Source organism: Rhodoferax sp. LS1P39, from assembly GCF_056521425.1.
Window position 1 is genome coordinate 596493 of record NZ_JBWMAV010000002.1, and the last position, 18267, is coordinate 614759.

Annotated in this window: 15 protein-coding genes and 1 pseudogene; 10 read left to right on the forward strand and 6 right to left on the reverse strand. The window is 66.0% G+C overall.

The window, feature by feature from the left end; translation table 11 throughout:
* Positions 1 to 7: 7 nt before the first annotated feature.
* On the reverse strand, positions 8 to 1468 hold the full coding sequence (gene pdxR, locus AC097O_RS06145; RefSeq protein ID WP_479591958.1) for a MocR-like pyridoxine biosynthesis transcription factor PdxR: 1461 nt from the start codon (positions 1466 to 1468) through the stop codon (positions 8 to 10).
* 86 nt (positions 1469 to 1554) lie between these two features.
* Between pdxR and AC097O_RS06150 the strand changes: the two are divergent.
* A pseudogene (locus tag AC097O_RS06150) lies at positions 1555 to 2253 on the forward strand (GNAT family N-acetyltransferase); the annotation flags it as partial.
* Between the two features lie 62 nt (positions 2254 to 2315).
* On the opposite strand, the gene AC097O_RS06155 reads toward AC097O_RS06150, so the two are convergent.
* The 3 genes from AC097O_RS06155 to AC097O_RS06165 all read right to left on the reverse strand — a co-directional run bounded on the left by AC097O_RS06155 (position 2316) and on the right by AC097O_RS06165 (position 7243).
* Positions 2316 to 5594, reverse strand: coding sequence for a hypothetical protein (locus AC097O_RS06155; protein WP_479591959.1), 3279 nt, complete (start codon positions 5592 to 5594; stop codon positions 2316 to 2318).
* A 141-nt stretch (positions 5595 to 5735) separates the two neighbouring features.
* The gene (locus AC097O_RS06160; protein ID WP_479589527.1) at positions 5736 to 6401 is read right to left on the reverse strand and encodes an amino acid ABC transporter permease; all 666 of its coding nucleotides are present in this window, start codon (positions 6399 to 6401) and stop codon (positions 5736 to 5738) included.
* Positions 6402 to 6469: 68 nt separating this feature from the next.
* Positions 6470 to 7243 (reverse strand): transporter substrate-binding domain-containing protein, encoded by a 774-nt coding sequence (locus AC097O_RS06165; protein WP_479591960.1) that lies wholly within the window; start codon positions 7241 to 7243, stop codon positions 6470 to 6472.
* A 209-nt stretch (positions 7244 to 7452) separates the two neighbouring features.
* On the opposite strand from AC097O_RS06165, the gene AC097O_RS06170 reads away from it, so the two are divergent.
* The 5 genes from AC097O_RS06170 to AC097O_RS06190 all read left to right on the forward strand — a co-directional run bounded on the left by AC097O_RS06170 (position 7453) and on the right by AC097O_RS06190 (position 11963).
* Positions 7453 to 8388, forward strand: coding sequence for a fatty acid desaturase (locus tag AC097O_RS06170; protein ID WP_479591961.1), 936 nt, complete (start codon positions 7453 to 7455; stop codon positions 8386 to 8388).
* Positions 8389 to 8392: 4 nt separating this feature from the next.
* Positions 8393 to 9166, forward strand: a complete 774-nt coding sequence (locus AC097O_RS06175; RefSeq protein ID WP_479591962.1) for a phosphate/phosphite/phosphonate ABC transporter substrate-binding protein — start codon at positions 8393 to 8395, stop codon at positions 9164 to 9166.
* A gap of 130 nt (positions 9167 to 9296) precedes the next feature.
* Positions 9297 to 9509, forward strand: coding sequence for a 30S ribosomal protein S21 (gene rpsU / locus AC097O_RS06180; RefSeq protein ID WP_092756237.1), 213 nt, complete (start codon positions 9297 to 9299; stop codon positions 9507 to 9509).
* Between the two features lie 95 nt (positions 9510 to 9604).
* Positions 9605 to 10066: a GatB/YqeY domain-containing protein gene (locus tag AC097O_RS06185; RefSeq protein ID WP_315189922.1), complete on the forward strand. Its 462-nt coding sequence runs from the start codon at positions 9605 to 9607 to the stop codon at positions 10064 to 10066.
* Positions 10067 to 10307: 241 nt separating this feature from the next.
* Entirely contained in the window at positions 10308 to 11963 is a 1656-nt protein-coding gene (locus AC097O_RS06190; protein ID WP_479591963.1) for a DUF6600 domain-containing protein, read from the forward strand.
* 124 nt (positions 11964 to 12087) lie between these two features.
* On the opposite strand, the gene gntR is transcribed toward AC097O_RS06190, so the two are convergent.
* Complete coding sequence (gene gntR, locus AC097O_RS06195) at positions 12088 to 13122, reverse strand: HTH-type transcriptional regulator GntR (protein ID WP_479591964.1); 1035 nt, start codon at positions 13120 to 13122, stop codon at positions 12088 to 12090.
* Positions 13123 to 13347: 225 nt separating this feature from the next.
* Between gntR and AC097O_RS06200 the strand changes: the two genes are divergently transcribed.
* The 4 genes from AC097O_RS06200 to AC097O_RS06215 are packed head-to-tail and all read left to right on the forward strand — an operon-like array spanning position 13348 to position 16705.
* Complete coding sequence (locus AC097O_RS06200; protein ID WP_479591965.1) at positions 13348 to 13857, forward strand: gluconokinase; 510 nt, start codon at positions 13348 to 13350, stop codon at positions 13855 to 13857.
* Entirely contained in the window at positions 13844 to 14353 is a 510-nt protein-coding gene (locus tag AC097O_RS06205) for a TRAP transporter small permease (RefSeq protein ID WP_479591966.1), read from the forward strand. Before AC097O_RS06200 ends, AC097O_RS06205 begins: the two co-directional genes overlap by 14 nt.
* Before the next feature lie 5 nt (positions 14354 to 14358).
* Entirely contained in the window at positions 14359 to 15651 is a 1293-nt protein-coding gene (locus AC097O_RS06210; protein ID WP_479591967.1) for a TRAP transporter large permease, read from the forward strand.
* 34 nt (positions 15652 to 15685) lie between these two features.
* Positions 15686 to 16705, forward strand: coding sequence for a TRAP transporter substrate-binding protein (locus tag AC097O_RS06215; protein ID WP_479591968.1), 1020 nt, complete (start codon positions 15686 to 15688; stop codon positions 16703 to 16705).
* 98 nt (positions 16706 to 16803) lie between these two features.
* On the opposite strand, the gene pmbA is transcribed toward AC097O_RS06215, so the two are convergent.
* Complete coding sequence (gene pmbA, locus AC097O_RS06220) at positions 16804 to 18183, reverse strand: metalloprotease PmbA (protein WP_479591969.1); 1380 nt, start codon at positions 18181 to 18183, stop codon at positions 16804 to 16806.
* Positions 18184 to 18267: the final 84 nt, after the last annotated feature.

Consider the following 18267-nt stretch of genomic DNA (forward strand, 5'->3'; position numbering starts at 1 on the left):
CCGCACCTCATCCAAGCTCCCGCGCCAGCGCCCCCAGCCGCTGCACCAGCGGCGCGAACAGTTCCGCCGAGTTGTTGCCGTAGCCCAGCACCAGCCCGTTGTCTTGCGGCTGCGGTTGCAGCGCGAAGCTGGACAGCGCGGTGGGCGCGATGCCGTAACGCTGGGCGGCCTGGGCGATGGCGGTGTCGGGGTAGCAGGTATCCAGGCGCACGGTGAGGTGCAGGCCGCAGTGGCCGCCTTCGATGCGGTGGGGCACGCCCAGGTGCTCAGTCAGGGCCTCGCGAAGAGCCTGTTGGCGGTCGCGGTAGAGGCGGCGCATGCGGCCCAGGTGGCGGCTGAACTGGCCGCTTGCGATGAAGTCGGCCAGGGCCAGCTGTTCAAACCGGTGGCCGCCGCGCAGCATCTCTTGCAGCGGGGTGCGGGTGGGCTCCAGCAGGGCCTCGGGCAGCACCAGAAAACCCAGGCGCAGGGACGGAAACATGGTTTTGCTGAAGGTGCCCAGGTACAGCACCGGGGCCTGCGCCACCAGGCCCTGCATCGCGCCGATCGGCTCGCCCGCGTGGCGGAATTCGCTGTCGTAGTCGTCTTCCAGTATCCAGGCGCCCTGCGCGCGGGCCTGGGCGATCAGGGCCAGGCGGCGCGCCACGGTGAGCACGGCACCTACCGGGTACTGGTGCGAGGGCGTGGTGTAGACCAGGCGCGGGGGCTGGGTTTTCCAGTCGGCCTCGGTGGCGACCAGGCCGTCGGCATCCACCCGCAGCGGCAGGATGCGCAGGTCGCCGCCCTGCATGGCCACCCGTGCACCGCGGTAGCCGGGGTCTTCCACCCAAGCGGTGTCGCCGGGGTTGGACAGCAGGCGCACGCACAGGGCCAGGGCTTCCTGCGCGCCTTCGGTGACCACGATCTGCTCCGGCGTGCAGCGCACGCCGCGGGCCACGGCCAGGTGCCGGGCGATGGCGGTGCGCAATGCCGGCTCGCCCAGCGGGTCGCCGTAGCCCAGGGCGCTGGGCCCGGCCCGGCGGATGGCCTGGTCGCAGGCGCGCCGCCAGGCCGCCAGCGGAAAGTGCGACAGCGCCGGGATGCCCGGGCGCAAGGCATTACCGGTGGCGGTGTGCGGCGCGGTGGGGCGGATCTGCGCCAGCCGCTGGGCAGTGACAGGGAGCGCGGTGGGCTCGCGCGCCCCCTTGGGCTTCGCTGAGCGGCTGCCAGACAAGGCCGCCACCCGCGTGCCCTGGCGGTCTTGCAGCACATAGCCTTCGGCCGCCAGGTGCTCGTAGGCGGCAGTGACGGTGTTGCGCGAAATGGCCAGCACCTCGGCCAGGCCGCGCGAGGCGGGCAGGCGGCTGCCGGGGGCCAGGCGGTTGTCCAGAATGGCGGTTTTGAGGCGGTGGTGCAGCTGGCGCTGCAGGGGCGCGGCGGTGGATTCTTTATCCAACGGAGTGTCAAACAGGGCGTGGGCAGTAGTCATGGCACCATGAATCAAAGGCTATGTGGTGCTTTTCATGCAGCCACGGATGGCGTAACTTTAGGGCTTATTTGACCCAGGACCGCACCATGCCCACCACCAACACCTACGACCAGCCCATCGGCGATGCCCTGCCCCAGTGGAGCGCCCGCGCCCTGCCCTCGCCTAGCCCGCTGCCGGGGCGCTTTTGCCGCCTGGAGCCGCTGGATGCCGCCCGCCACGCCGACGACCTGTTTGCCGCCTACAGCCAGGCCCCGGATGGCCGCGACTGGACCTACATGCCGGTGGGCCCGTTTGCCACGCTGGCCGACTACCGGGCCCATGCCACGCAGGCGGCGGCAGCCCCCGGCTTCCTCCACTACGCGGTGATCGACCTGCGCACCGAACGCGCCGTGGGCACGCTGGCGCTGATGCGCATGGACCCGGCCAATGGCGTGATCGAGGTGGGCTTTGTGGCGTTTTCGCCCCTGCTCAAACGCACGCCCATCTCTACCGAGGCGCAGTTTTTGCTAATGCAGTACGCGTTCGACGACCTGGGTTACCGGCGTTTTGAGTGGAAGTGCGACAGCCTGAATGCGCCGTCCATGGTGGCGGCCAAGCGGCTGGGTTTCCAGTTTGAAGGCATCTTCCGCCAGGCCGTGGTCTACAAGGCCCGCAACCGCGATACCGCCTGGTTTTCCATCATCGACACCGAATGGCCGGTGCTGCGAGAAGCCTTCACGCAGTGGCTGGCGGCAGGCAACTTTGACGCGCAGGGGCAGCAGCGGCAATCGCTCACACAGCTCCGCTCACTATCGGTTTGATAGCTGCTTACGCTTATTGAATAAGCACTAGAGGCCGATTTGGCTTATCAATTTCCGTAAACCTCTTTTAACGCTTGGGCTACGCCATCGGCCTGCTGGTCCAGGGCATCGCGGGCCTGGGGCGACAAATACCAGCCCAGCGGCACCAGCGACGCGTCGGTGAGCTGGTCGATCACCAGCACCCTGGCTGCGGGACCGGTGCGCTGCACTTCGCCCAGGGCCTGGCGCATTTCGGCGGGCGGCAGGCGGCCATGGGCACCGATGCCCGACACGTTGAGCACGGCCACCGCCGGGCCGAGCAGGTCGGCGTACAGGCCCCAGCTTTCGCGCAGCACGGGCGGGGCCAGCTCGGCGGGCGGGCTGAGCGGACTGAGGTCGGAGACGATGCACCGGGGCTCGGGGCCGGTGTCGGGCGGCTTGTCGCAGCCGGGTTTCTTTTGGCCGTTGCGGATCAGCACCAGCAGGGGCTCGGGGGGCGTGCGGTTTGCATCTTTGAAGGCCTGCTGCATGGCGTGCCACAGGTGGGCCGTGCTGGTCACGCCGCTGTTGTCGAAGTAGCCGCCATCGGCCAGGTGGCCGGTTTCGCCGTAGCCCGAGACGGGCTGCACCAGCGCCAGCGGGTTGATGAACGGAAAGCGCGCGGCCACGTGGGCGGCGGCCATGAGGTTGAGCGGTGCGCCCAGGCGGGTTTGCACGTCACGGGTGGCGGGGAAGCTGCCGTCGTCCACCCGCAGGCTGCTGGCCACGGCCAGTTCACCGCTCTCCACCCAGGTGCTGTTGAGCAGCAGATGCGGCTGGTCTTTGGGCACGGTGGGCGCTGTGGGCACGTTCCGGATGGGTTGGGCCATCGCGGGGAAAGCCCGCAACCATTCGCGCTCGAAGCCCAGTGCCCGGCTCATGCTGCCGCAGCCGGGGTGCTCGCAGCGGTTCCAGCCGGGGCCGCCCGAGGTGGGCAAAAGGCGGGCCAGGCCATCTTCAAACAGACCCACGGCCAGCAGTGGCGACAGGGCATCTTGCTGCCTGAAACCCGCTTTCAAGCAGGTATCCAGCCCCGCCTCGCCCTGGCGCAGGCAGGCGCTGTAGGCGGCCATGCCCACCGCCCCGCCCGACACGCCAGAGAACGCAAAACTGGCCTGGTGGAAATCGGGAAACTGCACGCGCAACTTGCCCAACACCTGCGCCGTCCAGTAAGCGCTGCGGATGCCGCCGCCCTCGCTGGCCACCAGATACACCCGTTTGGTGTTCTGCGGCAGCCCGGTCACCCAGTCTTTCAGCGCCGCCTGCACGGTGGGGCGGCTGGCGGCATCGGCCAGCGCAGCCGGGGGCGGCATCCGCGCGTCGAACACCCGCAGCGCCGCCACCGCCAGCAGCCACAGCAGCACCGATCCGCCCAGGCGGCCCCAGCGGCGCAGCAGGGTGGATGGGCCGCTTGGCACCTTCCAGGTCACCAGCAGCCAGGCCAGCACGGACAGCAGCACCAGCGTCGCCAGTAGCCAGGTGCTGCTGAAGCGCAACGCGGGTAGCGAGGCGGCATCGGTCAGCGCCCAGGGCAAGGCGTGGTTGTCCGACAGGCCGAGAAAGCCCATGGCCCCCACCATCAGCACGCCCACCAGCAGCCAGGGCCGCGCCTGGGCCTGCTCGACCAAACCCAGCGCGCCAAACACACCCATCCACCACACCAGCACCAAGGCCACCACCGCCAGGGCTACCGGGGCGCTGGCGGTGACCTCGGGGGCCCAGGCCATGGCCACGCGCAGCAGCAGCATGCCCAGCAAAGCCACGATGGGCAGGTGGCGCGGGGTCACCCAGCGCAGCAGCTTCGCGGTGTGCTGCACGAACCGGCCCTGCAGCCGCTGTTCGGGCTTGTTTGCATCGGCCAGCAGGTCGTACACGCTCGTTGCATGGTTGTAATATTCCTTGGGGTCTTTCAGCGCCAGCCGTGTGCGCAAGCCCAAAAAGACCAGCCCCATGCCCACGCATCCGCTGCCAAACAACAGCAGCATCGACACGGTTTCCACCAGGCGATCGGCCTCCTTCACCGGCCCGCCCGCGGGCGCGGCCGCCGTGAAGGCATCGCCCAGCGCGTAGGCGGTGAGTGCGTACACGCACAGTAGCGGCAGCATGGCCAGCAGCCGCGCCCAGCCCTGGGCAAACTGGCCCAGCTGTGCGTGCACCTCCGCAGGGACATCGCCCGACCCCGCCTGTTGGATGCGGCAGGCCAGCCGGGTCCACAGCCAGGTGGAATACACCAACAAACCCACGGCCATGGGCGTGGCCACCAGCACCAGCACGCCCCACCCGCCCGTCCCGTTGGACAGCTCCGCCAGGCTGGGCCGTTTGGCCAGGCCCAGTAGCAGGTCGCGGCACTGGTCCAGTCCCAGCGTCAGCCCGGCAAATACCGCCAGGCCCACCAGCACATAGCGGCTGCGGCCCACGATGGCGGCGATGCCGCTGCGCAGGCTGGCGCGGTGGCGCCTGTGGTCGTCCGCAGGCTTCAGCCCCAAACCCCAAAACCACATGGCCGCCGCCAGCAGCACCGGGGCCACGGCCAGGCCGAACACGGGCCATTTGACGCTGTGGGCAAAGCCGCCCAGCAGCAGGTCGTCCAGTGACAGATTCGCCACGCAGGCCGGGGGCGGCGGGTTAAAGACAGACAGCAACAGCAGCGCCATGCCCGCCAGCAGTGCACCCACGGCCCTTTTCATCGCCCGCTGGCGCACCGGGGCATCGGCGAACAAACCCAGGCACCACAGCCCGCTGGCCAGCACGACGGCGCAGGCCGTCGCCCCCCATATCCACCCGGCAGCCAGCCCGATGCGCACGGCTCCGCCCAGGTTCTCGGTGGTGTCCAGCGCCAGCAATACCACCACGGCGGCCACCGTCCAGGCCCACAGCCCTTGCCGCCAGTGCAGGCCTACCGGTGTCAGGCCGGTGGCCATCGCCTGGTGCAGTTGAGCGCCAACCAGCAAGAGCAGCAGGGCATACAGCGGCATGAACAGAAAGCTATCCACCAGCAGGTAGGCGGACGCGATGCGCCAGCGCAGGTGCTGCGGCAGGCTTTGGACTTGCTCCGCTGCGTTGGTGAGCTCAGCGGCTTGGGCGGCCTGCGCGCACCAGGTGTGGACGGCCCGGCCCACCGCGTCGATGCGCACCCAGCCCAGCAGGTCTTCGATGCCCTGGCCGCCGGGCAGGTGCAGGGCTTGCTGGGCTGCCAGCAGGTTCAGCGACACCACCACGGTCGCTATACCGGTATAGGCCAGAGCCCGGGGCTGGACGCGCGCGGGCCGCGTTGGCATGGAGGCGGCGGGGGCGGTGGCACTGTCCATGGGAATCTCCGGTGTTGTAACAACCAGTATCCCCATGCCGCTGCCATTTGTGAAGGCCCCGCAGCCCTGCCCGAATTTAAGAAAAATAGGCCTCTAGCGCTTATTCCATAAGCACGATAAGCTACAAATTAAATAGCAAACTTAACGCGCGTAGGCCTTGCTGTAGCGCGCTTCCAGGCGGCGGTGCACCGCGTATTCGTAGACCAGGCACAGCGACCAGTAGATCAGCGCGGCCAGTAGGTAGAAGGTGAAGGGTTTGAAGGTGGCCGAAATCACGTCGTTGATGATCTTCAGCAGCTCGGCCACGGTGATCACCGACAGCACCGAGGTGTCTTTGAACAGCCCGATCAAGGTGTTGCTGATGCCCGGAATCGCCAGCCGCAGCGCCTGGGGCGTGACCACAAAGCGCAGGGTCTGGAATTGGGTCAGCCCCAGGCTCAGGCCCGCGCTCCACTGGCCGTGGGTGATGCCGTTCAGCGCACCGCGCAGCGTCTCGGACAGGTAGGCGCTGGCGTTGACGATCAGCACCAGCGTGCCGATCACCACCAGCGGCAAATCCAGCCCCATGGAGCCTATGCCAAAGTAGATCAAAAACGCCTGGATCAGCTGCGGCGTGCCGCGCATGAAGCTCACGTACAGGCCGAAAAACCCCGCCAGTACCGGGATTTTTTCAAACCGCGCCCAGGTGATGAACAGCGCCACCGGCAGCCCAAACACCATGCCCAGCAAGGCATAGCCGATGGTGTAGGCCGTGCCCCAGGCGATGAGCGGCGCGGAATCCCAGATGGGTTGGAGGTAGTCGATCACTTAGCAAGGCCTTCACGCAAAAACGCCCGCTGGTGGGCGGGCGCATTGTCACAGGAATTGGATTTGCGTTACTTGGATGCGTCCACGCCAAACCACTTCATGGAAATCTTGGCGTAGCTGCCGTCCTTGACGATCTCGCCCAGGGCCTTGTCCAGCGCGTCTTTCAGCTTGGGGCTGCCCTTGCGGAAGGCGATGCCCTGCTTTTGCGGGTTGTCCAGCAGCACGGTGGAGGGGCGCAGGGGCAGCTTGGCTTCCTTGATCATGTAGGGCACCAGCAGGCGGTCGTTCAGCGCGGCGTCGATGCGGCCATTGGCCAAATCTTGCAGGTTCAGCGGTGCGGAGGTGTAGGCCTTGATGTCGATACCGCCGACCTTGGCCAGGGTTTCGGCGTAGATGCTGCCCTGGCCCGCGCCAACCTTCTTGCCCTTGAGGGCATCCAGGTTGGCGTACTCGGCCTTGTCGTCCTTGCGCAGGATGATTTGCGCGAACGACACGGTGTAGGGCACCGAGAAATCAAATTCCATAGCGCGCTTTTCGGTCATGGTGACCTGCGAGACCACCAGGTCGTACTTGCCCACCTGCAGACCGGCCAGGATGGTGGCCCACTCGGTGGCCACGAACTCGGGCTTCACGCCCAGCTTGGCGGCAATGGCGTTGGAGATGTCCACATCAAAACCCTGCAGCGCGCCGGTCTTGGCATCCTTGAAGTTGAACGGCGGGTAGGTGCCCTCCATGGCGATCTTCACCACGCCTTTGGACTTGATGGTGTCGAGCAGGTCGTCGGCCAGGGCCGCATGGGCCAGGCCTAAGCACAGTGCCGCGGCGCAGATTTTTTTCAGCATGGAATACCTTTGGAGGGGAGTTGAAAAGACCGGGCTGCATGTACATGTACCGGCAGCCTGTACAAACATTCTAGTGCGTGCCTTGGTTTGCATACATCCAGGGCCTGCCACTGGCATTGAATATGCTTATGCGCATTATTCAGTTGCGCAACCCGGGTGAATTCATTTAGCATCACCTGTCCATACCACCCTATACAAGTACCCTCCCCATGACCCGCACCAGCGACGCAGCATCCCACGGCTTTGAATGGCCGACCTGGCTTTTGGCGGCCTGCGTGTACCTGGGCTGGGGGCTGGTGGTGGGCTACTGGTCGGAGCTGGGGGCGGGTTGGGGCAGTGCCGCGTTGCTGTTGCTGACCTGCTGGTACATGAGCCTGCAGCACGAGCTGGTGCACGGCCACCCCACCGCATCGCCCAAAATCAACCGCCTGCTGGGCCTGGCACCGCTGGCCGTGTGGTACCCGTTTGACCTGTACCTGCACAGCCACCTGATCCACCACCAGGACGAGCACCTGACCCGCCCCGGCATCGACCCCGAGAGCAACTACCTCACCGCCGCCCAGTTCGCTGCCCTGCCCGCCTGGCAAAAGGTCTGCTGGCGCTGGCAGCGTTCGGTGCTGGGCCGCCTGGTGGTAGGCCCGGCGCTGGCCATCGTGCCGACCTGGGCCGACATCGTGCGCAAGCCGCTGCGCGGCGACTGGTCGCAAACGGCCAGCTGGGCCGAGCACCTGCTGCTGCTGGCCAGCATGCTGTGGGCCTTGCAGCACTGGGCCGGCATCCACCCGCTGCACTACCTGCTGGTCGTCTACCCCGCGCTGGGCCTGGCCATGCTGCGCTCGCTGTACGAGCACCGCCCGGCCGACCGCCCGGCGCACCGCATTGCCATCAACGAGGCGGGCTTCTTCTGGCGACTGCTCTACCTGAACAACAACTTCCACGTGGTGCACCACGAAACCCCCAGCATGCCCTGGTACCGGCTGCGCACCACTTACCTGGCCGACCGCGCGGGCTACCTGCGACGCAACGGCGGTTTTCTGGTGCCCGGCTACGGCCATCTGGTGCGCCGGTTTGCGCTGTCGCCCATCGATTCGCCGGTTTTGCCCGAAGACCTGGTGCTGCACCCCAAGAGCCACTCGACCCACTGACCCGATGCTGAGTTCTTTCCCGATGTACGCGGCGGGGTCGGCCGCCAATGCCGCGCTGTGGCAATCTGTGGCCGCGCAGTTGAACCTCCCCGTCAGCTTGGCCCAGCCCAGCGATCTGATGGCGCACTGGCTGGACCCTGAACTATTGCTGAGCCAAACCTGCGGCTACCCCCTGACCCACGCGCTGGCTGGGCGGGTGCAGGTGGTGGGCGCTTTTAGCTACACCGCCCCCGGCTGCGACGGCCTGCGCTACCGCAGCCAGCTGGTCTGCCGCAGCGCCGATGCCGGGCTGCCTCTGGCCGGGTTCCGGGGCCGCACCGTGGCCTATAACTCGGAAGATTCGCAATCCGGCTACAACAGCCTGCGGGCGCTGGTGGCCCCGCTGGCGCGCAATGGCCACTTTTTTGGCAACGCCGTGGCCACCGGCTCGCACCATGCCTCGGTGGACAGCGTGCGCAACGGCCAGGCCGACCTGGCCGCCATCGACTGCGTGACCCTGGCGCTGTTGCAGCGCGACCACCCCGAGATGGTGCGCGGCGTGCAGGTCTGCGGCCACACCGCACCGGCACCGGGCCTGCCGCTGATCACATCCCTCAAAACCCCGCCCGAGGTGCTGCTGGCCCTGCGCCAGGCCCTGCAGCACGCCATGCGCGACCCGGCCCTGGCCGATGCCCGCAAGGCGCTGCTCATCGCGGATTTCGCCGAGCTGCCGCTCACCGACTACGACGCTATTAACCAGATGGAAGCACGCGCCAACCGGGCAGGTTACAGGCTATAATCCAAGGCTTTGCTGGCAAACCCCTGCTGCCTGATCAATTTAATAGCAGGGGAACACCGCAGATGTTGCGTCCAACGGCCTGATCTTCCTTTCGACAAGACCTGCACCTAAATCGGAACCCATTCCTGTCATGACAACCATCCGTGTAAAAGAAAACGAACCCTTTGACGTCGCTCTGCGCCGTTTCAAGCGCACCATTGAAAAGCTCGGCCTGCTGACCGACCTGCGTGCGCGCGAGTTCTACGAAAAGCCCACCACCGAGCGCAAGCGCAAGAAGTCGGCCGCTGTCAAGCGCCACTACAAGCGCGTGCGTTCCATGCAGCTGCCTAAAAAGCTGTACTAAGCGCCTTTTCAAACTGTCCGCAGTTTGACAAGCCCGCCCAGGGACGCCAGGGCGGGCTTTTTGTTTTGCAAAATCCGAAAATCCAGGAGCAACCAATGTCCCTCAAAGAACAAATCACCGAAGACATGAAAACCGCCATGCGCGCCAAGGACAGCGTTCGCCTGGGCACGGTGCGCCTGCTGCTGGCCGCCTTGAAGCAAAAAGAGGTGGACGAGCGTGTGGTGCTGGACGACGCGGCCGTGGTGGCCATCGTCGACAAGCTGATCAAGCAGCGCAAGGACTCCATCGATGCCTTCACCAAGGCCGAGCGCGCCGACCTGGCCGACATCGAAAAAGCCGAGCTCACCGTGCTGTCCGCCTACCTGCCCCAGCGCCTGGATGCCGAGCAGGTGGCCGCCGAGGTGCGTACCCTGGCCGCCGCGATGGTGGCCGAGCTGGGTCGCGCCCTGGGTGCGGGCGACATGGGCAAGCTGATGGGTGCCGCCAAGGCGCAATTGGCAGGCAAGGCCGAGATGGGCCAGGTATCTGCTGCCGTCAAGGCCGCATTAGCCGGGTGAGGCGACGCTGAATAAGTCCCCGCGAGGATGCGCGCCCTGGATCGGGATGGGATGCTAGGCGCAAACCGCAGACATAGCTTGGGCTATGGCGAGGATTTGCAACGACGCAGACCGCCCGAGGCCAGGGATGCGCAGACCGCGAGGGACTTGTTTTGCGTTGCCTTAAGCCAACCAAACGGCAGGCTGCCGCGTTAACAGCAGAGTGATCACTCTCGCGAACGTCGCAAGCGACGTAAAAGCCATGCCATCCACCTTTTTGCAGAAAGCCGCCCACCTGCTGGGCGCGCTGGCCATTGCCCTGGCCACCAGCCACGCCCTGGCCCAAGATGTCCCACCGGGCCGGGTCGCACGCCTGAGCCTGATGGAAGGATCGGTCAGCTTCGCCCCAGCCGATAGCGACGACTGGAGCCCGGCAGAGTTCAACCGCCCCCTGACCAATGGCGACCGGCTGCAAACCGCGCCCGGCGCGCGGGCCGAGCTGCACAGCGGCTCCACCGCCATGCGCATCAACGGCCAAACCGCGCTGGAGCTCAGCGAACAAGACGACAACAGCACCCGCCTCACCCTGACCCAGGGCAGCCTGGCGCTGCGCGTGCGCCAGCTCTACCCCGGCGAAACGCTGGAGGTCAACACCCCCAACCTGGCCTTCACCGCCAGCCAGCCCGGCGAGTACCGGCTGGATGTGGATGCCCGCTCTGGCACCACGGGTGTCACCGTGCGCAGTGGCAGTGCCGTGGTGTACGGTGAAAACGGTGTCTCCCGCACCCTGGGCAGCCAGCAGCAAGCCCGCTATTTCGACCGGCAACTGGGCCAGGAAGAGATACGCGCCAACCTGCAACGCGACGCATTCGACCTCTGGTCGTATGCCCGCGACAAGGCCGAAGACCAATCGCAAAGCGCCCGCTACGTGTCGCGCGAAGTCATTGGCTACCAGCAGCTGGACGGCCATGGCGACTGGCGCACCGACAGCGAATACGGGGCGGTGTGGTTTCCACGCGTCACCGTGGGCCAATGGGCACCCTACCAAAACGGCCAATGGCGCTGGATTGCCCCCTGGGGCTGGACCTGGGTAGACAACGCGCCCTGGGGCTTTGCGCCCTCCCACTATGGCCGCTGGGCGCAGATTGGCGCGCAATGGGGCTGGGTGCCCGGCCCACGGCAGCAGCGCCCCAGCTACGCGCCCGCCCTGGTGCAGTTTGACGGTGCCAACCGTTTCGACCAGGACCGCCGCCGCCCCCCGCAAGGCAACTGGACTCCGCTGGCTCCCGGCCAGACCTGGCGGCCCCAGTATCCGCAAAACCCACAGTACCAGCGCCCCAACAACAACTTCAACCGCCCCCAGCAGCAAGACTGGAACCGTGCCCCGCGCCCGAACGACCCACGCCCGACGCGGGTGGAGCCTATGGTGCAACCAGCGCCCCAGGGCGTATGGCCGCAGCAGCCGCAGGCCATTCCCCATCCACGCCCGGAACTGCGCATGCAGGATGCCCCGCGCAACCAGGCCGAGCTGGAGCAGCGGGCACAAATGCAGCGCCAGCAGCAGATAGACCGCGAACGCCAGCAGCAAGAGCAAAACCGCAACCAGATGCAGCAACAGGGCCAGCGTGAGCAAATGCAGCGCCAGCGCGAGGCCGCACAGCAGCAGATGCAACAGCAAGAGCGGCAACAACAGATACAGCAGCAACAGCAACAGTTGACGATGCAGCAGCGGATGCAGCAAGAGATGCGCGACCAGCAGCAAAGGCAGCAGCGCGACGCCCAGGCGCAACAACAACAACAGCAGCAGGCCCGCCCCGCACCGCGCGCGCCGATGGTGGAGCCCCAGCCGGGCGCACCCGAGCCGCGCCGCCGCTTGCTGTTGCCGGGCCAACGTTCCGGTGAAGAGTCAAGCCGGTAAAGCCGCGGCTCTGCCGACTGCGCGGCATGCTATGGTTTTTTAATGAATAAAGAGAGCTGCTCGTGCTGATGGAATAAGCGCTGAGTGGCTATTTCGGCACTGAAAAAAGCCGCTAAAACCACATTCAGCTGCTGCCGCGCACCACCAGCTCAAAGCCCAGGTCCAGCGCGTTCTGCGGCACATCCTGGCCGCGCATCAACGCCAGCAGCATGCGGGCGGCCTGGGTGCCGATCTCGGCCCGCGGGGTGCGGATGGTGGTCAGCGGCGGCAGCATCTGGTCGCTGCCCGCCAGATCGTTGAAACCCACCACCGCAATCCGCTGCGGCACCGCCACCTGCAAACGCAGCGCCGCCAGCAGCCCGCCCTGGGCCAGGTCGTCGTTGCAGAAAAACACCGCATCCACATCGGGGTGGCGCGCCAGCAGGTCTTCCAGCAAGCGCGCGCCCAGCGCCATCGAGGTGGGCGCAGGGTCCAGCACCTCCAGCTGCGGGTCGTAGCAACCGGCGGCACGCATGGCCGCCCGGTAGCCATCGGCGCGCTGCATCACCCGGGGATCCAGCTGGCCCGCCACGTAGGCGATGCGGCGGCGACCGCGCTGCAGCAGGTGTTCGGTGAGAGTGCGGGCCGCATCCATCTGTGACAAGCCCACGCCGTAGACACCGGGGGTGGGCGCGGTCTCCATCAAATGCACGCAGGGCACACCGCTGGCAGCAATCATCTGGCGGGCGGCATCGCTGCGGTCCAGGCCGGTGACCAGCAGGCCCGCCGGGCGGTGCGCCAGGTAGCTGCGCAGCAAGGCATCTTCTTCGGCGGGCTGGTAGTGCGTCACACCCATCAGCGTCTGGTAGCCCGCCGGGGCCAGGGTGGCCTGCACGGCCTCCAGCAGTTCCACAAACAAGGCATTGGACAGCAGCGGCACCAGCACCGCCACATGCGTGCTGCGGGCCGAGGCCAGCGCACGCGCGGCGGGGTCGGGCACGTAGCCGAGTTGCTGCGCCGCCACCTGCACACGCTCCACCAGCAGCGGGTCTACCGCCCGCGCACCGCGCAGTGCCCGGGAGGCGGTGATGGCGCTGACACCAGCGGCAGCGGCCACATCGGCCAGGGTGGCGCGGCCTGTGGCGCGGCGGCGCAGAGGAGGAGTGGGAGGGCTGTCCATGGGGTTTGGAGGCGATTCTAACCACGGCTTTCCCTGGTTTTAGCGGTTCCTGGCATCGCAAAAATAAGTAGCAGTAGCTGGTGAAAACCCTGAGCACGGAAGCCTGGCATCGCCCTTAGGATAGCGCTGTCCAAATTTGCAAACTGCAGACCCGGATTTTCCGCAGGCCCTGCGTTCACGTGGTGGCCTGCTTTTTTCAACCCTCTTGGGATAGCGCTGTCCAATATGGTTTCTTTGGTTGTCATGGGCGTTGCCGGATGCGGCAAATCCAGCTTGGGCCACGCGGTTGCCCAAGCCCTGGGCTGGCCGTTGGTGGAGGGGGATGACTTTCACCCCGCCGCCAACGTGGAAAAAATGCGCGCCGGCATCCCGCTGGTCGATGCCGACCGCACAGGCTGGCTGGCGCTACTTGGGGCCGAGCTGCAACGGCACCCCGGTGGTGCGGTGCTGACCTGCTCGGCTCTCAAGCGCGCCTACCGCGACCAGTTGCGCGCCGCCCTGCCCGGCCTGCGCTTTGTGCACCTGGCCCTGAGCATCGATGCCGCCCGCACCCGCGTGGCGCAGCGCGCGGGCGGCCACTACTTCCAGGCCAATCTGGTGGATAGCCAGTTCGCCACGCTGGAGGCGCCCCAGGGCGAGCCCGGTGTGCTGACGCTGGATGCCACCCAGACCCTGGCCGCCCTCACCCCCCACGCCGTCCGCTGGACGCAGGAGACCCCCGATGCAGCCGCTTGATATGCCCACCCACACCCCCTGGCCGCAGCGCCTGGCCAACAACGCCATGGCCCTGTGCCTGGCGGTGATGGCCGTCTCGGTCTTTGTCAACGTGGTGCTGCGCTACGGCTTTGGCAGCGGCGTGGCCGCCAGCGAAGAGCTGTCGCGCCTGCTGTTTGTGTGGATGGTGTTCATCGGTGCCACCGCCGCCTACCCCACCGGCGAGCACATGGCCTTCAACAGCCTGCTGGTGGCGCTGCGCGACAAGCCGCGCCTGCTGGCCGCTGTGGCGGTACTGGTCCGGCTGCTGGTGATTCTGGGCTGCAGCCTGCTGGCCTGGGGCGCGTACCAACAGGTGCAGGTGGGCCTGGGCAGCCAGTCGGTGGTGCTGGGCTATTCCACGGCCCTGCTGCCACTGCCCGCCTTGCTGTGTTCGGTGGCGATTGGCCTGATGGCCTTGCGCGAACTTATCTGTAACCAAGCGCTGGACCTCGGTCCTGGCGCTGACCTGGAGTGATCGCGATGTCGGTCGAAGGCCAAGCATTTATCGTTTTCTCCCTCGGCATGCTGGTGCTGATGGGGATTGGCATGAACATGGGGCTGGCGCTGGTGCTCACCGGCGCGGGCATGGCCTATGTGCTGGACTTCTGGGACACCCAGTTGCTGGCGCAAAACCTGGTGGCCGGGGTGGACAGCTTTCCGCTGCTGGCGGTGCCATTTTTCATTCTGGCCGGTGAGCTGATGAATTCGGGCGGCATCAGCCGCCGCATCATCGACATGGCGCAGGCCTGGTTTGGCCATGTGCGCGGCGGGCTGGGTTATGTGACCATCGGCACGGCCATCATGCTGTCGGCCATGTCGGGCTCGGCGCTGGCCGATGCCGCCGCCATGTCCACCATTTTGCTGCCCATGATGCGCAAGCACGGCTACCCGGTGGGCCCGTCGGCCGGCTTGATTGCGGCGGGTGGCGTGATCGGCCCCATCATCCCGCCGTCGATGGCGTTTGTGATTTATGGCGTCACCACCAACACTTCCATCTCCTCGCTGTTCATCGCCGGGATTGCCCCCGGCCTGATGATGGGCCTGGGCCTGGTCATTGCCTGGAAGATGCAGCTGCGCAAGTTCACCGTGCAGGCCGATGCCCCCCTGCCCATTGCCCAGCGCCTGCTGGTATCGGCGCGGGCCTTCTGGGCGCTGCTGATGCCGGTGATCATCATCGGCGGCATGAAAAGCGGGGTCTTCACCCCCACCGAAGCCGCCGTGGTGGCGGCCTTCTACGCCATGTTTGTGGCCTTTGTGGTGCACCGCGAGATGAACTTTGGCGACCTGCACGGCGTGCTGGTGCGGGCCGCCAAGACCACCGCCATCGTGATGTTTCTGTGCGCCGGGGCCCAGGTGGCCAGCTACATGATCACCCTGGCCGACCTGCCCTCGGTGCTCACCGGCTGGCTGGGCCCGCTGGTGGACAACCCGCGCCTGCTGATGCTGGTGATGATGCTGGTGCTCGTCGTGGTGGGCACCGCGCTGGACCTGACACCCACCATCCTGATCTTCGCCCCGGTGATGCTGCCCATCGCCGCCAAGGCCGGTATCGACCCGGTGTACTTTGGCCTGATGTTTGTGCTCAACGGCTCCATCGGCCTGATCACTCCGCCCGTGGGCACGGTGCTGAACGTGGTGGCGGGCGTGGGCCGGGTGCCCATGCATACCGTCATCAAGGGTGTCAGCCCCTTCCTCATCACCTACACGCTGATCCTGCTGCTGTTTGTGGCCTTTCCCCAGCTCGTCACCGCGCCCGTCGCGTGGATGCGCTAAACCATTTTTTCCAATTTACCCCAGGAGACTCCCCATGAAAAACCTACTTCGCCGCACCGCGCTCGCCACCCTGGCCGCCCTTACCGTCGGTGCCGCCACCAACGCGCTGGCCCAGGACATCAAGCCACGCATCATCCGCTTTGGCTATGGCCTGAACGAGCAAAGCAACCAGGGCCGCGCCGCCAAAGTGTTTAGCGACGCGGTCGCCAAAGCCTCGGGCGGCAAGATGAAGCTGCGCGCCATCGGTGCCGCCGCCCTCGGCCCCGACACCCAGATGCAGCAGGCCCTGGTCGGCGGCGCGCAGGAAATGATGGTCGGCTCCACCGCCACCCTGGTCGGCATCACCAAGGAAATGGCGCTGTGGGACACGCCCTTTCTGTTCAACAACGCCGCCGAAGCCGACGCGGTGCTGGACGGCCCGGTCGGCCAGAAAGTCATGGCCAAGCTGCAGGAAAAAGGCCTGGTCGGCCTGGTCTACTGGGAAAACGGCTTTCGCAACCTGACCAACAACAAACGCCCCGTCACCAAGCTGGAAGACATGGACGGCATCAAACTGCGGGTGATGCAAAACGAGGTCTTCCTCAGCAGCTTCAAGTCGCTGGGTGCCAACGCCATCCCCTTGCCGTTTAGCGAACTCTTCAGCGCGCTGGAAACCAAGGCCGTGGACGGCCAGGAAAACCCGTTCAACACCATCGTCTCCAGCAAGTTCTACGAGGTGCAAAAATACCTGAGCGTGACCAACCACGTCTACAGCCCCTGGATCGTGCTGGCCAGCAAAAAGTGGTGGGACGGCTTGAGCAAGGACGAGCAAAAAGTGCTGCTCGATGCTGCCAAGGCCAGCCGCGACTTCGAGCGCAAAGACACCCGCGATGAAGCCGCCAAAGCCCTGGCCGACCTGAAGACCAAGGGCATGCAAATCAACGAACTCGCCCCCGCCGAGACCGCTCGCATGCGCGACAAACTCACCAAGGTCAACGCCCTGGTCGCTACCAATGTGGGCATGGAACTGTGGCAGGAAACGCAGGCCGAACTGGCCAAGAAACGCGGCAAATAAGCCCGACCCAGAGCCCCGCACACAAAAACGCCACCAGCTATCATTTAAATAGCTGGTGGCGCTTATGGAATGGGCGCTGGGTGCCTAAAAGGCTTACATCAACTCCCAGCCACCTTCATCTTGTTAACCAGAATCGAGCCCACGGTCTTCGCCCCATAGTTGTAGGTATCCGCGCCAATCGCCTGGATGCCCTTGAACATGTCTTTCAGGTTGCCTGCGATGGTGATCTCTTCCACGGGATAAGCGATTTCGCCGTTTTCCACCCAGAAGCCACTGGCGCCACGCGAGTAGTCGCCGGTCACGTAGTTCACGCCCTGGCCCATCAGCTCGATGACGAACAAACCCGTGCCCAGCTTCTTCAGCATGGCATCCAGGTCGTCGCCGGGGCGGGTGCGGCTGGAGCTCAGTACCAGGTTGTGCGAGCCGCCTGCGTTGCCGGTGGTTTGCATGCCCAGCTTGCGGGCCGAATAGCTGCTCAAAAAGTAGCCCTCGACGCGGCCTGCGTCCACCACGGTGCGGGCCTTGACGCGCACACCTTCGTCGTCAAACGGCGAGCTGCCTTTGCCGCGCTTCACAAACGGGTCTTCCAGCAACTGGATGTGCTTGGGGAAGATCTGCTTGCCCATCGAGTCCAGCAAAAACGTGCTCTTGCGGTACAGCGCGCCGCCGCTCACGGCCTGCACAAAGCCGCCCAGCAGCCCGGCCGCCAGCGGCGACTCGAACAGCACCGGGCATTCCACCGTGGGGATCTTGCGCGACTTCAGGCGGCTCAGGGCACGCTGCGCGGCGTAGCGGCCCACGGCCTCGGGCGAAGCGAGTTCCTCGGCGCTGCGCATCGAGCTGTACCAGGAGTCGCGCTGCATGCCGCTGCCCTTGCCCGCAATCGGTGCCACCGACAGGGAATGGCGCGAGCTGGCATAGCCGCCGCGAAAGCCGTTGGTGTGGGCGCTGAAGAAATGCGATTGCTGGGCCGACACGCCCGCGCCTTCGCTATTGGTGATCTTCTTGCTGGTTTGCAGGGCTGCAGCCTCGCATTCCATGGCGATCTGGGCGGCATCTTCGCTGGTGATGGCCCAGGGGTGGAACAGGTCCAGATCGACCTGGCGCTTGGCGATGTTCTTGGCATCCGGCAGGCCTGCAAACGGGTCTTCGGCAGTGAAGCGCGCAATGTCGTACGCCGCCTGCACCGTCTGCTGGATGGCGGCCTTGGAGAAATCGGAGGTGCTGGCATTGCCCCGGCGCTTGCCTACGTACACCGTGATGCCTAAGGATTTGTCGCGGTTGCGTTCCACGGTTTCCAGCGCGCCCTTGCGAACCGAAACGCTCAGGCCGCAGCCCTCGGAAGCCTCGGCACCGGCGTTGGTGGCACCGAGTTTTTTGGCGTGTGCCAGGGCGCTATCGACGAGTTCTTCGAAGAAGGGGCGGCTGTAGGCGAAGCCGGTTGCGGGTTCAGAGGAGTTGGAAACTGGTTTTTTCATGGTGGCGGCTATGATACCGGCCACGCCGCCCACTCTGCGGCACCCCCATCGGATACCCCGCTCACCGCGCCCATCGCACTAAAA